This window comes from Deltaproteobacteria bacterium (assembly GCA_021159305.1).
Lineage (GTDB): Bacteria > Campylobacterota_A > Desulfurellia > JAGGSF01 > JAGGSF01 > JAGGSF01.
In genome coordinates this window covers 23854-37714 of the sequence record JAGGSB010000009.1, presented here as the reverse complement: position 1 = coordinate 37714, position 13861 = coordinate 23854, and the positions used below count along the sequence as shown (strand labels likewise).

Annotated in this window: 13 protein-coding genes; all 13 read right to left on the bottom strand. The window is 35.7% G+C overall.

Annotated elements, in window-relative coordinates; all coding sequences use genetic code 11:
• Positions 1–80: 80 nt before the first annotated feature.
• From J7J10_00760 to J7J10_00700, 13 genes are read right to left on the bottom strand one after another with little or no spacing between them, the layout of a single operon-like run.
• On the bottom strand, positions 81–473 hold the full coding sequence (locus J7J10_00760; protein MCD6129477.1) for a hypothetical protein: 393 nt from the start codon (positions 471–473) through the stop codon (positions 81–83).
• Positions 470–1312 (bottom strand): 4-hydroxybenzoate octaprenyltransferase, encoded by an 843-nt coding sequence (locus tag J7J10_00755; GenBank protein ID MCD6129476.1) that lies wholly within the window; start codon positions 1310–1312, stop codon positions 470–472. The genes J7J10_00760 and J7J10_00755 overlap by 4 nt, the downstream gene beginning before the upstream one ends.
• On the bottom strand, positions 1296–1844 hold the full coding sequence (gene pgsA / locus J7J10_00750; protein ID MCD6129475.1) for a CDP-diacylglycerol--glycerol-3-phosphate 3-phosphatidyltransferase: 549 nt from the start codon (positions 1842–1844) through the stop codon (positions 1296–1298). Before pgsA ends, J7J10_00755 begins: the two co-directional genes overlap by 17 nt.
• Positions 1810–3453 carry a tetratricopeptide repeat protein gene (locus tag J7J10_00745; protein ID MCD6129474.1) on the bottom strand — a complete coding sequence of 548 codons (1644 nt, stop codon included), beginning with the start codon at positions 3451–3453 and terminating at the stop codon, positions 1810–1812. The genes pgsA and J7J10_00745 overlap by 35 nt, the downstream gene beginning before the upstream one ends.
• Positions 3450–5246, bottom strand: coding sequence for an excinuclease ABC subunit UvrC (uvrC, locus tag J7J10_00740; protein MCD6129473.1), 1797 nt, complete (start codon positions 5244–5246; stop codon positions 3450–3452). The genes J7J10_00745 and uvrC overlap by 4 nt, the downstream gene beginning before the upstream one ends.
• On the bottom strand, positions 5237–6301 hold the full coding sequence (locus J7J10_00735; GenBank protein ID MCD6129472.1) for a glycosyltransferase: 1065 nt from the start codon (positions 6299–6301) through the stop codon (positions 5237–5239). Before J7J10_00735 ends, uvrC begins: the two co-directional genes overlap by 10 nt.
• Complete coding sequence (locus tag J7J10_00730; protein MCD6129471.1) at positions 6276–7367, bottom strand: polysaccharide deacetylase family protein; 1092 nt, start codon at positions 7365–7367, stop codon at positions 6276–6278. Before J7J10_00730 ends, J7J10_00735 begins: the two co-directional genes overlap by 26 nt.
• Positions 7324–8364 carry a glycosyltransferase family 9 protein gene (locus J7J10_00725; GenBank protein ID MCD6129470.1) on the bottom strand — a complete coding sequence of 347 codons (1041 nt, stop codon included), beginning with the start codon at positions 8362–8364 and terminating at the stop codon, positions 7324–7326. The genes J7J10_00730 and J7J10_00725 overlap by 44 nt, the downstream gene beginning before the upstream one ends.
• A complete protein-coding gene (locus J7J10_00720; protein MCD6129469.1) occupies positions 8339–9388 on the bottom strand; it encodes a glycosyltransferase family 9 protein in 1050 nt (349 codons plus the stop codon). Before J7J10_00720 ends, J7J10_00725 begins: the two co-directional genes overlap by 26 nt.
• A gap of 8 nt (positions 9389–9396) precedes the next feature.
• Positions 9397–10605, bottom strand: a complete 1209-nt coding sequence (locus tag J7J10_00715) for a hypothetical protein (GenBank protein ID MCD6129468.1) — start codon at positions 10603–10605, stop codon at positions 9397–9399.
• Positions 10602–12329 (bottom strand): ATP-binding cassette domain-containing protein, encoded by a 1728-nt coding sequence (locus J7J10_00710; protein ID MCD6129467.1) that lies wholly within the window; start codon positions 12327–12329, stop codon positions 10602–10604. The genes J7J10_00715 and J7J10_00710 overlap by 4 nt, the downstream gene beginning before the upstream one ends.
• On the bottom strand, positions 12322–13299 hold the full coding sequence (gene lpxK / locus J7J10_00705; protein MCD6129466.1) for a tetraacyldisaccharide 4'-kinase: 978 nt from the start codon (positions 13297–13299) through the stop codon (positions 12322–12324). Before lpxK ends, J7J10_00710 begins: the two co-directional genes overlap by 8 nt.
• The gene (locus J7J10_00700; GenBank protein MCD6129465.1) at positions 13296–13826 is read right to left on the bottom strand and encodes a lysophospholipid acyltransferase family protein; all 531 of its coding nucleotides are present in this window, start codon (positions 13824–13826) and stop codon (positions 13296–13298) included. Before J7J10_00700 ends, lpxK begins: the two co-directional genes overlap by 4 nt.
• Positions 13827–13861 lie beyond the last annotated feature (35 nt).

Genomic DNA, 13861 nt, shown 5'->3' with positions numbered 1-13861 from the left:
AGAATATAAAGAAAAAGATTCTCAGACTATAGAGATAAAAGTAGAATAAATCATTCATGCAATATATTGAGTATTTTTATTTAAACCCCAAAGAAAAGTTTTACTTCTTCCTCCGGTAGATTTAATTCCTTTGAAATAGAAGAAATATCATAGCCTTTTTCTTCCAAATTTAAGATTTTATCCTTTAAATCAGGCTTATCCTTCAATTTTTCCCAGATAGAAAACAAATGTAAAAACATTTCGTTTTTCTGTTTAATATCTTCTAACAGTTTCTGTCTATCTTTTTTATAATTTTCCATCTCAGATTTTAATTTCTCGGCCAAAATGCGTTCTTTTTCCATTAGGTTCTTTGCCATATCCATCAAAGTCAAGAATGTTACCTTCTGTCTCTTTTGTATAAACTTATCTGCTACTAAATACAATACGACCATTACATCAAATATAGCCTGGCAGATGAAAAAGGTCTCACTCATAATATTAAAATATCCATAAAAACAAACACAAACAGGATAATACTAATATAACCATTGATATTAAAGAAAGCAATATTGATCTTATCCAACTCACGAGGACGGGCAAGCAGGTGTTCATAGATTAGGAGGAAAGCAGATATAACAACAGCTATATAAGAAAAGATATGCAATCCGCAATAATAAAAGGCAAGGAAAAACAGAACAACAGTAAAAAGGTGAAACAGACGAGCAATAATCAAAGCTTTATCTTCGCCCAAAGACACGGGCAAGGAATAAAGACCTGCCTTTTTATCAAATTCCACATCTTGAAGACTATACAGAATATCAAATCCTGCTATCCAGAACATCACACCTAAAGAAAGAAAAATTGCATCTAACCCAAAAGCTCCTTTTGCCGCTATATAGCCACCCAAAGGAGCAATCGCATCCGTGGCTCCCAAATACAGATGACATAAAGGCGTGAATCTCTTGCTATAAGAATAAGTGAGAATAAAAAAAAGGGCAATGGGAGAAAGCATAAAGCACAAATTGTTTAAACAAAATGCAGAAAACTCAAATACGATAAGTGAAGCAATGGTAAATATCCACGCATTTCTTACTTTCACCTTGCCTGCTGGTATCTCTCTATTTTTCGTGCGTATATTTAACGCATCAAATCTTCGATCTATAATCCTATTCAAAGTCATCGCCGCCGAACGAGCACTGATCATCGCAACAACGATAAAAAAAATAATTCTTAAAGGGGGTATAGCATGAATTGCCATCAACGCACCCACAAAGGCAAAGGGGAAGGCAAAGACAGTATGCTCTACCTTTATCATCCTAAGGATTTTTATCATACTTCTTAAAATAGGATATAAAATACATTGCGCCAGAAAATAAAGTCAAAATCACAACAAGATAAAATAGACATAATCCATATATCTTAAATTTAGACAAAAGTAACAATATACAGATAAGCTGCAAAGCAGTCTTCCATTTGCCCGCCCACTTTGCTTCCAACACCACTTTCTGGACAGCCATACTCCTTAAACTGGTTACAGAAAGCTCCCTAACTATAATAAGAATAACCGCCCAAAAGGGAATATGAATGGTTTCTATCATTGTTATGAATATAGAACATATGAGAATCTTATCGGATAGGGGATCAAGAAATTTCCCAACATCAGTGACCAATTTCATCCGTCTGGCAATTAAACCATCTAAAACATCGGTAGCAGCGGCAACAAGAATAAGCAATATAGCAATAATATTGGAAAAATCAGTACCCGTATAAATACAAATAACTATTGGTATAGTCAAAAATATTCTTGATAAGGAAAGAATATTTGGAAGATTATTTTTGGATACTTTGGAGAAATTCTCTTGCATCTTTGTCGTCCGGTTTAATCTTTAAAATTTTATTTACCATATCCATTGCTTCTTTTTTTCTGTTCAACTTTACATATAAATTGGCTAAGTGTAGCATGATAACAGGTTCATTTTCAACTGCATTCAATGCCTTTTCTAAATACTCCAACGCCTTTTTATAATCATCCTGCCTGTAATAACCCCAGCCTAAGCTATCCAAATAATATCCATTGTTTGGAGAAATACTCAATGCTTTTTTTACCAACTCCATGCCTTTATTTACATTTATATCCTCATCTATATACAGATAACCTAAGTAATTCAAAGCGGAGGCATTATTCGGGTCTATATTTAATACTTTATTTAGATAATCAATACTCTTATTTACATCGTGCAAATCTACATAGTACACATCTGCTAAGTAATACGGGAAGTTTACATCAAGAGGAATCCTGCTCATTCCCTCTTGTAAAACATCCACAACCTTCAACCAGTCCTTTTTTTCCTCATACAAAGAGGCGAGTGAAAAATACAACTCGCTATCTAACGGTTTTAAGTCTATAGCCTTATTCAAAACTTCAATGGCTTCTTTCATTTTTTTTTCTTTTTTATACATATCTACAGTTCTCTGCACACCCAAAGAGTAAAAACCACTACCTATCTTTATATAAGAGAAAAATTTTAATGCCTGCGGGTAATCTTCCTTAAGATAATAAGCCAAGCCCAAAAAGTAATTGACGCGATCACTCTCCTCAATTCTGCGCAATCTATCCAGAACATCAACGGCTTTTTTATACTCTCCTCTTTTAATATACAATATACCTAGTCTCTCCATAACATCTATATCTTCCTCGTGCTTAAGAAGTCGCTGGTATATTTTTTCTTCCTTTTGCGGCATATTCAATTTTTCATAAGCCTGTGAAAGCTCAATCAACAAAGGCACCTTGTCTCCCACCTTGTCTAAGGCATATTCATAAAAAGAAACCATCTTTTTTAACTTACCCTCATCCATATATATATCCCCTACTAAAAGAGCTAACTTAGCTGATTGTTCATTCAAACTGTATGCTTTCTTAGCATAGACAAGAGCAGTTTTGTAAAAATGTCCCTCCCTGTATTCTAAGGCAATGTAAAAAAGTAATGAGGTATCATCAGGATTAAAAGACAACCCTTCTCTCCATATCTTTAAGGCTTCTGCAACATCACCCTTGCTCACAGTGATAAGCCCCCATCTCAAATATATATCCGCATCATGAAACCTGTGAGACGCATCACGAAGCACAACAACCGATTCGTCAACCCTTGAAAGCTGCAAGAGCAAACCAGATAGTAAAAGATAGGCAGATTTTCTATCCGGATCCATATCAATAGCCCTTCGCAAAAGACGAATACTCTTTTCAGGATCCCCTCTTGCTAAAAGCCTGGCATATTCCTCATAAAAAAGCGGCTTTTTGCTATTCTTTAGCATCCATTCATATTCTGCTTTTGCCTTATCAATCTTATGTTCATTTATGTAGATATGAGCAAGCATATAATGATAATAAAGAGACGACGAATGATATGTTTTAATCTGGGGCGTAGCACATGCACACAAGGAAAAAAATATAATTAACAGGAATATTTTTTTCACGATATTTCCCTGAATCTCTCAACCAGACGATAAGCCTGTTTCATACTTATCTTTCCCACCTTAGCCACTTTATTACAATCTGCCTTAGCAATTGCCTCTATGCTACCAAAGTGTCTTAAAAGCAACCTTTTTCTGGCCTGAGCTACACCCTCAACCCTATCTAACAGGGAGGTGAGCGCCATTTTTCTCCTCTTTGTGCGATGAAAACTCAATGCAAACCTATGCACCTCATCCCTCAGCTTTTGAAAAAAACGCAAGACATCATCGTCCACATCCATTCTACCTTCTTTCGTATAAATCCTATCCAAAACATCCCCTTTTGCCCTTCTCACTCTATCATTTATTTTCTCTTTAGCAATGCCTGCCACAGAAATACAGTGAGGAACAACTTCTCTTACAACATCTGCATGCCTCTTTCCTCCATCTACCAAAATCACATGCGGCATGCTCCTTCCCTCTTCCTGTATATTCTTTATATGCCTCATCGCAAGCTCACACATCCAATCCAGATCACAAACACCTTTTTCCATACTAAAACGCCTATACATACCCTTGACAAATCCCCTGCTGTATCTCACGCTCGCACCTGCTACATTCGTTCCTCCAATATGGGAAACATCAAATACATCAAATATATAAGGAATCTTTTTTAAAGACAAATATTCTTTTATCTTTTCTAATATTACATCTTCTATATGCACCTTCCGAAGATATATCTCAAGATTTGTTTGCGCATTTTCCTCACTTTTTCTTAAGAGATTCACTTTTTTACCTCTCCTGGGCACGACCAATTTTGTATTCAATAACTCCTGTATTATCTCTCTTTTTGTCAACTTACTTGTTACAATTTCTTTCGGAAGAAACTCACCTTTTAAATAATATTGTACAATAAAGTTTTCCCTTATCTCAAAAGAATCGTCCACATTTTCCAAAAAAAATGAACGACTGGCAGTGATGTTACCGCCTCTGACCGAAAGAATATTAGCACACAAAGCACCATGCTCATAGGCAAAGCCTATAACATCTGCCGTATAGTTTTTCATTTCTACAATCTCTTGTCCTTTGTAAAAAAGCCTGACCGCATTTATCCTATCCCTCAATCTTGCAGCTTTCTCAAAATTTAAATTTTCTGCGCATTGCTTCATCTGCTCCTTTAGTTTTTTTACCAATTCTCTTCCATTCCCCTGTAAAAGCAGCTTTAATTCCTCCACTATTTTCCCATATCCTTCTTCACTAATCTTTCCGCAACAAGGAGCGGAACACAGCCCCATCTGATAGTAGATGCAGGGTTCTTTCCTCTTTAGACAAAAACTGATTTCCCTCTGAATTATAGGAAATGTTCTCCGTAAAACCCTTAGTATTCCTCCTAATTTTTTTACAGGAGTAATAGGTCCAACATAGAGATCACCTTTCTTTTTTACACGTCGAGCTAATGTAAGAGAGGGAAATTTCTGGGACAGTGTAAGCCTCAGGTAGGGGTAACTCTTATCATCTCGCAAAACGATGTTATAGGGAGGACGATATTCCTTGATGAAACTGCATTCCAACAGATACGCCTCTTTCTCTTTTTCTACCACGACAATTTCTATTTCCCCTGCTTCATTTACCATTGCCTGCTTGAACGGTGAAAGGGTTTCTGGGTGCAGGTAAGAAGATGCCCGCTTTCTCAAATTCTTAGCTTTCCCCACATAAATTATTTCATCTTCTCTATTCCTTATGAGATATACTCCTGTTTTCTGCGGTATGTTTTGAAGCTGGGTTTTGTTATCAAATATATTCAATCTTATGCCCATAAAACCTTCTCATACACATCTATATACCTTTTTACCATATTTTGAGGAGAAAAAAGATAAACCCTTTTTTTACCTGCTTCAATAAGCATATCCCTCAATTTTTCATCTTTAAAAATGCGCTCTACAGCATGAAAAATGGCCGATGCATCATCGGGAGGAACAATGAGGCATGCCCCTTCACCTATCTCTCTTATCCCTCCTACATCCGTAGCCACAACGGGAATACCAAACCAGAATGCCTCTTTTAACACCGCAGGCGAGCCTTCCCCCTCTGTAGAACTGATCACCACTACATCCGTAGCAGGATAAAGTTTTTCTACATCATCTACAAAGCCCAACAGATAAACATTGCTTAACCCCTTATCGTTTATCATCCTTTGTAATATACTTTTGTCGCCATCTCCGGCAATCAAAAGACAAATCCTTCTATTCAATAAAGCAAAAGCATCCAATAATATCTTTTGTCCCTTCATGGGTAAAATGTTTCCTACATTCAATATTACTTTTCCATCTACAGGCAACCCCAGTCTCTTTCTTGCCACGCTCCTTGAAATATCATTTCCCCTAATATCCACTGCACTATGTATAACATACAATTTTCTATCATCAATAAAAGAAAAATTATCTTTAATAGACGAACAAACACAGACAATGGCATCATGTAACCTATATTTGGTTTTTTTTAAAAATCCTTTGATGTGATAACTAACCCTTCTAGTGTGCACTGTCTTTATTCCCCAAAGCTTTAAAAAAGCAGAATAAAAAGCACCATGAGCAGTATGAGAATGAACAATAGAAAAATTCCTTTTTTTCACAAAAGATAAAATCTTTAGTGCACTTTGCAGGTCCCATTCTCCTTTAAAAGAAAATGTAACACATTCAAACTCACTTCCTATTTTTTCCCTCAATACAGCACTTTTTTTTAAAGCAAATACGCTTTCTATCCCCTCATTCCTCAATCCTCTTGCCAGAATTAAAGCCTGTTTTTGTCCTCCGCCAAATCTCTTCTCCGTATCTATATGCAGAACGCTAAATTTTTCTATACATACCGCCATACAACCTTGCTCTCAATTTATTTGAATAAAGCCTAATGCGAGACTTAAACCAGTTCAAATCCTTCTTCCACACATTAAATCTCTTTATAAAAAGCACATCATCACCTGGCGAATTAGAACCGGGCTTAGCGGTAAATAGATACTTAAACCCCACTTCCTGTGCTACTTTTATACTCAAATCATCGTATGCTCCCCAGGGCCAACTAAATGCAGAGCATCTCTTCATTATCTCACCTTCTATTTCCCCCTTGCCTATGAATAATACATTTTTTATCCTCTCACAGCGTCCTTCGTCTGTTTCCATTCTTCCTATTTTTCCATGTCTTTTGTGATAATCTTTCACTATATCTTCCAATTTTTCTTTCCACCTGTCTTGTTTAAAAAAATTCACATAGCCATTATTCAATACATACTCAGCTAATTCATCATTCAGCAGTTTATCGGGAATAAAACGATTGTTTGCCAACTCTGGTTTTCTCAAAAAATTAAGTGTTCCGTAACGTTCATCACCATCTATACTTTCCCATATACTATTTTTCTTTCTGGGCTGATTAAACCCTCTAATTTTACCATCTGCATAAACTTTACGATGACGCTTAGTATGAGATTGCACATCAAAAATACTTTTATTCATTTGTCTCACTTCTTCCCAGCATAATCTTCGTTCTGTCTTTGCTGGATAATTATCTACTATACTCCAGGTAGACATACAGGGGGACAGCCTCTCTTTTTTTATTCTCCCCTGCCATACATCCTGCAGATTGAAACTGGTGGTTGTCTCTTCTTCCACCATCCATGTAGCCAAGAAAAGCAGGGCTTTAAATTCATACTTTTTAAGCAAAGGACAGGCATAAACCCAATTGTCTAAATAACCATCATCAAATGTAATACACACTGCCTTCTGCCAGTTTTTTTTGCCTTCTTTCATATACAGGGCAAGCTCTTCTAATCCAATAGACTTATAACCTTCTCCCCTTAAGAATTTTAACTGTTCCTCAAAAAGCTCGGGTGGGATCCCTTCCTCATTTATATGATGATATAGAAGAACGGGCACGCTGGTTTGCATATTGCGATACCTCCTTTACTTTATCAAAAACATCATCAACTGAAATCATCTTCATGCATTGGTAATCCTTTTTACATACATCTGTTCCATGAAGCGAGCAAGGACGGCACGGCACATCTACCTCCGCCACCCTTACCTCTTCACCTCGAGGATAAAAACCAAACTCCTTAACCGTAGGACCAAATATAGCCACCAGTGGAATACGAAAAGCATTTGCTATATGCATTAATCCGGAGTCATTACTCACAAAAATATTCATAAAACTAATCAATGCAATTACCTCTTTTATCGTCAATCTACCCATAAGGTTGTATATCCTGTGAGGACAAACAATTTCAATCCGATCGCCTATCTCTTTATTCTCTCCGAACAAAAATAAAACAGCATTTTTATTCCAGGATAGTATTTTCTCAGCCAATGCACTGTATTTATCTGATCCCCACATCTTCGTCTTCCACCTGCTATCCGCTGCAAAACCCACTAAAAATCTATCTTTAAAGTGGTTACCCATCATTTCTGACACATTGTTCTTTGTGTCTTTATCTACAAAGAGATGAGGAAAAAATCTTTTATTCTGAACGCCCAGCAGAGATAATTGCCATTCAATCACTCCGCCCAAAGGTTTTTTAATAGAGAGTAATCTTAAAAATCTATTTTTTTTTATCAAAGAGAGTCTAAACAGTGTATGTTTGCAAAGGCGTAGGCATCTCCTTTTTTTTATAAAGAAAGATAACATATTACTGCGTAGAGAATTATGGAGATCAAACAGAATATCAAATCTATCCTCTATTTTATGTACTAAGGAAACTATAGACTCATTTTCCTCCAAACATACAACACGATCAACAGAAGGGTTGCCCTCTATCACATCTTTGTATTTACATTTTGTTACATAAGTAACAAATGCATTAGAATATATTTTTTTTAAAGAATAAATAAAAGCTGTAGAAAGTACTACATCGCCCAGCGAACTAAAACGAATGACGAGTATTCTCATCTACAAACCTCTTCATTGCTACAAAAACCTCGTCTACGGAAATATCCAGCATACACTTGAAATGTCCCTCACGACAACGAAAATTTCCGTGCTTTCCACAGGGACGACATTTCAAGCCCTTTCTTTCCACTACAGTACATCTCTTCCCCCAGGGAGAGAAACCAAACTCGGGCACTGTAGGACCAAATATAGCCACCGTAGGAACATTATAAGCACAAGCAATATGCATAGGACCAGAATCATTGGTTATAAAAACATCCATTTGAGAGATCAGACAGAATAGTTCTTTCAATTTTGTCTTTCCAGCAAGATTTATAATACGTTCATTGTCACCCTTTATAAAAGAGGCTTCTTCTTTGTCCCTTTCCATTCCACAGACGAACACCCGACCATGCAGCTCATCTGTAATACGCTTTGCAAGAGCCTTAAATCTTTCCTTGGGCCACTTTTTAGTAGGCCATATAGAAAATGGATTTATACCTATCTTCAGTTCGGTTCTCACTCCATAAGCTTCAAATATGTTGCCACAAAATGCCTTCGCTTCCTCAGGATAATAAAGTTCTGCATCATAACTCCATTTTTCCTTACCAATATTTAAAGGGTTTAAAAGAGAGAGATTTCTTTCCACTTCGTGAATGTGGAGATCCCTTTTCACAATCCTGTTATACACAAAAGGCATAGCAGAATCAGAAAAACCTATTCTCAATGGGATATGCGAAAACAGAACAAGCAATGAAGTACGCATGGAACGATGAGCAGATATTAAAACATCAAAGTGCTCTTGCTTTATTTCTTTTAGTTTTCTTATAAAACCGCTTATGCCATTTTCTTTACCATGCTTGTCATATGTTATTATCCCAGAAATATCTTTATTACCTGAAAATACACCACCGTTTTGAGGTATAGTTAAACAAAAGACTACAGCATCAGGAAAACTCTTTTTAATACTTTTTATTAATGGCAGTGTTAGTATTGTATCTCCCAAAAAGGAGGTTTGAACGACAAGAATTTTTTTAAAATTCATTGTATATATTATAGGTTTTTTTCGTCACTCATCAATAGTTTCTCAATACCATCCACATAGCAAGAAAGAACATTTTTATAATAATCAAAAAATCCCTCATTTTTCCCGTTTTTCTCTTGCAAAACCTCTTCCATCTTCTCTGCTAATTCTTCTCCACTATACACATAAGACCCCAATCCCATCCTAATAATTCTATCTACCTCTTCTTTAAAATTATCCATAAAAGGACCAAATATTACCTTCCTCTCAGATAGAAGTCCTTCTATGGGATTATGTCCTCCTATATTGGGGATTAGACTACCCCCAATAAATACTGCTTTACTATTTTTATAAAAAGAAACCAATTCCCCGTATGTGTCTAAGAGTATTGTATTCCCCCATTTTTTTTCGGTTCTTCTTCTATAATCAATATTTTCTTCCTTCAATCTCTTTTCAAATAGAGATAATTTTTCTAAATGACGAGGAGCTACTACAATCATTCTTTTTTTATTTATAAGCTTTTTTACAACAGGTATTATTATATCAAGTTCTCCTGCATGTATACTACCAAATGTAATTACATCATATTGTGGTGACAAATCTACCTCTTTTGTCTCTTCAACAGGCGGAAATCCCTTTATGTTGCCACATACTTTTATGATTCCCCTGCCATCTGTTAGTTTAAGAAACCTCGATTTATCATCTTCACTTCTCACAAAAATAGCATCAAACATCTGCAAAACAGGTTTAAAGAAAAAAGAAAAGAAACGATACCACTTAAAGCTTCTTTTGCTCATTCTTCCGTTCACGATAAATATGGGAATGTGATGTGCCTTTAAAAAATATACCAAGGAAGGCCATAACTCCGTTTCAAAAAGAACCGCAAATCTTGGTTTATTATAAAACATCACTGAATAAAGGAAAAAGATATCTAAGGGAAGAAAATAAACGGAAGAATACAACTGTTTTGCCCTTTTAAAACCCGTATCCGTAAATGTAGTAACCACAACATCTAAAGAAAATCTCTTCTTTAACTCATCTATCAATACTTTAGATGCATTTATCTCACCTAAGGATGAAGCATGGAGTAAAAAAAAATTATCCTTTTTTATTTTTTTAGGTAAAAAACGTTCTTTTACCCTGTATCGCCATCTTTTGTTGACAAAAATCTTATAAATAAGAAAAGGGGATGCGAGAAGTAAAGCTAAAACAATAAAGAGATTATACAAAAAGATCATATTTTAAACTGCATCTTATACAATTTACGATAATAATCACAGCGACCAAATAATTCCTGATGATTTCCGCAATCTATAATCTTTCCATCCTTTATCACCACAATTGTAGGAACATTCAAAACAGTAGAAAACCTATGGGCAACAATCAATGTTGTTCTTCCTTTTATTAAAGTATTTAAGGCTTTTTGAACGATTTCCTCCGACGAGCTATCCAATGCTGCCGTTGCCTCATCCAAAATGAGAATTTGGGGATTCTTTAACAAAGCCCGAGCAATAGCTATACGCTGTCTTTCACCGCCTGAAAGCGTAAATCCCTGCTCTCCTAACACCGTATCATAACCATGAGGTAATTTCTGAATGAAATCATGAGCAAAGGCTGCCGTAGATACCCTTATGATATCCTCCATATTCGCTTTACCGTCCATACCATAAGATATATTGTTCTTCACGGTGTCATTGAACAAAAATGTATGCTGAGACACAATGCCGATGTGTCTGCGTAAAGAAGACAGCTCAAAATCCTTTACATTCGTATCATCAAAACATATACAACCGGTGTTTATATCATAGAAACGAGGAATAAGATCCATCAATGTGGATTTCCCTCCTCCGCTCTCGCCCACAAAAGCAACAATTTCTCCTGCAGGAATGAACAGGTTTATATCTTTTAAAACCTCTTTATCTTCATAGGAAAAAGAAACATTTTCAAACTTTATACCTTTCTTTAATTCTACAAATTCTATTGCGTTTTTCTTATTTATCACTGTGGGTTTTCTATCCATCATTCCAAATATACGCTCAGCAGCAGGAAGAACAGACTCCATCTTACCATAGGCACGAGCGATAGATTTAAACGGTTTATAGAGCATAAATAAAGCGGCTACGAATGAGAAAAAACCACCAACGGTAATAGTTCCTTTAAACACTAAATAGCCGCCAAACCAGATGAGAAAAGCAAGCCCTATCGCACCGATAAACTCCATCAAAGGAGAAACGAGCTCTGATACACGCACCGATTTCAAGTTTATCTTTAAGAAATCATTTCCTTTTTGTTCAAATTTTTTTGATTCTTTTTTCTCTGTGGCAAACGCCTTGATCACCCTTATTCCTGTGAATGCTTCTTGAAGAATGGTGGTAACCATTGCCACTGTTTCCTGTCTCTTTTTGCCAATCTTTCTCAAGCGATTACCTAAATTTACCAGGGGATAAACAGCTATAGGAAAAACAATGGTAGAGATGAGAGCCAACTTCACATTGTTCATATATATAACAACAAGTAGAAAAACAACGGTAAATGACTCTCTTATCGCGTCCGGTATAGTGCGAGCCACAACTTCCTGCAGCATTTCCGTATCATTCATTACCCTGGAGATAAGCTCCCCCGTATGATAACGGTCAAAAAAATCTAAAGAAAGCATAGATATGCATTCAAATAGGTTATTCCTTATCTTGAACAATACATTTTCACCTACATAAGCCGCATACCAGCTTTGAAGATAAGTAAAAATACCCTTTAGAAGATAAACAATTACTACAGCTATAGGTAAAAGAATAAGCATCTGTTTGTTTTTAGAAATAAATATATCATCCAAAACAGGTTTTACTAAATAGGCAATAAGGGCAGTTAATCCTCCCACAATTACCATTGATATACTGGATATGATTAAATACTTAATGTAAGGTTTTACATATACAAATAATCTTTTGATAACTAATCTAAGCATTCTCTATCTCTCTTATCAAATCATCTATATTTTTTATTTCCAAGGTATAATCTAAATACGCACAATCAAAATCTTTTAATTTTACCATATCTTTAGTGGTGGTGAGTAAAACATCAGCATTTGTCTTATATTTTAAGTTAAGGAGTTTCTCCTTATCCGCACTGGTATATATATGATGATCCATAAAAAATCTTTCGCCTACAATCCTAATATTCATCTCTTTAACACTGCTTTTAAAAGACAGTGGGTTGCCAATAGCACAAAAGATAAAAGCACTACGAGGGAAAATTCTCTCAGCCTTTCTACTAAATATACCTACAGGTTTAAATACTGCCTTTTTACCTATACATACTGTACTATCAACCTTACTTTTATACACTGAAATTACCTGATCCGCAAATTTTACACAATTTTTATTTTCTCTCAAGCCTCCTGCAGGGAATAGAAGTCCGTCCGCAAAGGGATTTTCTCCATTCAACACCAATATCTCATAGTTTTTCTTTACTTTCAAATATTGAAAAGAATCATCTAAGATTACATATTTAAAACCCATATCTTTAGCATATTCAACACCCTTTATTCTATCTTTAGCGCTAATCACAGGAACATTCGCCTTACCGGCAATAAGCAATGCCTCATCGGAGACAAAAGGTGTATCAAAAAACACATCATGCCCATCAGAAACAAGAGCAGGAACTTTTATCTTTCCTCCGTATCCGCTTACTATAACACATATACTCTTACCTCTATCTTTCAATGCTTTAGCTATCCTTATAACAACCGGTGTTTTCCCTGCACCTCCTAAGGTAATACCGCCTATGCCAATAATCTTAATATCCGTAATCTTCTTAGAAAAAAGACTGTTGTACAAAATTCTGCGCAAATATAATACTTTCCCAAAGACAATAGAAAGAGGAAAAAGCAAGGGAAGTAAGGTCTTTTGAATTTTACTTATCCACATAATGTTCATAAAACATCACCAATAAAAGAGTTTATCCTTTCTATGTCTTGTTTGTCATTAACATAAACAGGTTCTAAAAACTTAACACTCACTTCACTTAAAGGTTTAGGGATAAAAAATCTATCCCAACTCTTGAGTTGCCATGCTCTTCTGTGTTTTACTCTTATAGGAACTATAGGTACTTTCGCCAAATAAGCTAATTCCAGTGGTCCTTTTTTCATCTTGTGATAAGGACCTGTCGGTCCATCCGGCGTAATAGCAATATCGCAATTTTCCTTTTTTATTGCCTTCAACATCAATTTAAATGCCTGGTAAGGTTTTCTGTGACTGGATCCAGGAATATTACCAATACTAAAAAAACGTATAATTTGAGTAGCTAACCTTCCATCATGATGGGTGCTGACAAGTGTCTTTATACAGCCACCCTTATAAAGAAATGGCATAACGAACATGTTCCCATGCCAAAATACATATACTACAGGAGAATGAATATCTTCTCTCTTAAAACTCCAGCTAACCCTTACTTTAAAAAACAAACGGTAAAATCTTAATAGAAGAAAGATAAGAAAAG

What these genes read in the sequence shown, in the direction of transcription:
- J7J10_00710 (MCD6129467.1), bottom strand. Translation starts at nt 12,329, where the DNA reads ATGCTTAGATTAGTTATCAAAAGATTATTTGTATATGTAAAACCTTAC.
- pgsA (MCD6129475.1), bottom strand. Translation starts at nt 1,844, where the DNA reads ATGCAAGAGAATTTCTCCAAAGTATCCAAAAATAATCTTCCAAATATT.
- J7J10_00720 (MCD6129469.1), bottom strand. Translation starts at nt 9,388, where the DNA reads ATGAATTTTAAAAAAATTCTTGTCGTTCAAACCTCCTTTTTGGGAGAT.
- uvrC (MCD6129473.1), bottom strand. Translation starts at nt 5,246, where the DNA reads ATGGGCATAAGATTGAATATATTTGATAACAAAACCCAGCTTCAAAAC.
- J7J10_00760 (MCD6129477.1), bottom strand. Translation starts at nt 473, where the DNA reads ATGAGTGAGACCTTTTTCATCTGCCAGGCTATATTTGATGTAATGGTC.
- J7J10_00725 (MCD6129470.1), bottom strand. Translation starts at nt 8,364, where the DNA reads ATGAGAATACTCGTCATTCGTTTTAGTTCGCTGGGCGATGTAGTACTT.
- J7J10_00730 (MCD6129471.1), bottom strand. Translation starts at nt 7,367, where the DNA reads ATGCAAACCAGCGTGCCCGTTCTTCTATATCATCATATAAATGAGGAA.
- lpxK (MCD6129466.1), bottom strand. Translation starts at nt 13,299, where the DNA reads ATGAACATTATGTGGATAAGTAAAATTCAAAAGACCTTACTTCCCTTG.
- J7J10_00735 (MCD6129472.1), bottom strand. Translation starts at nt 6,301, where the DNA reads ATGGCGGTATGTATAGAAAAATTTAGCGTTCTGCATATAGATACGGAG.
- J7J10_00715 (MCD6129468.1), bottom strand. Translation starts at nt 10,605, where the DNA reads ATGATCTTTTTGTATAATCTCTTTATTGTTTTAGCTTTACTTCTCGCA.
- J7J10_00755 (MCD6129476.1), bottom strand. Translation starts at nt 1,312, where the DNA reads ATGATAAAAATCCTTAGGATGATAAAGGTAGAGCATACTGTCTTTGCC.